A 402-nucleotide genomic window follows, 5' to 3' on the forward strand; every position below is an offset into this window, starting at 1 on the left:
TTCTCTTATCACAATTGTAAACAAGCCTTTTATCAAATGTCCAAATCGATCGTAGTGATTTCGATTTAAATCAAAAATATCTTTTATCCAATTAAAAAGAGGAACCTTTGAGTATGTGTAATGACCGCCGACAAACATTATAATGGCTAATATTGCAATAATCATATAGGAGAGAGTGGTGAGGCGAAACTTATTGTACGTTGCAATTATAATGATTAGACCGAGAACGGCTGGAATAGCCTCCGCTGCCCATGTTGAGTATCTTGCAGGATTAATAACAGACCATATAAAAACTGCGGTAACAACCAATAATAAAAATAGGTGAATCACTGTACTTTTGTTTCTTATCACTTTTTTCACTCCTATTGAAAGGTGTTTTGCTTCAAGTATTTGAAAAAACAC

Annotated in this window: 1 protein-coding gene; it reads right to left on the reverse strand. The window is 33.8% G+C overall.

All coding sequences use genetic code 11. The features are described 5' to 3' along the window. Nucleotides 1-351 (reverse strand): DUF2238 domain-containing protein (locus JDS96_RS30740; protein WP_199669124.1); only part of this gene is annotated, 351 nt, incomplete at its 3' end. Nucleotides 352-402: the final 51 nt, after the last annotated feature.

Source organism: Bacillus cereus group sp. N21 (assembly GCF_016483395.1).
Taxonomy (GTDB): Bacteria; Bacillota; Bacilli; order Bacillales; family Bacillaceae_G; genus Bacillus_A; species Bacillus_A pseudomycoides.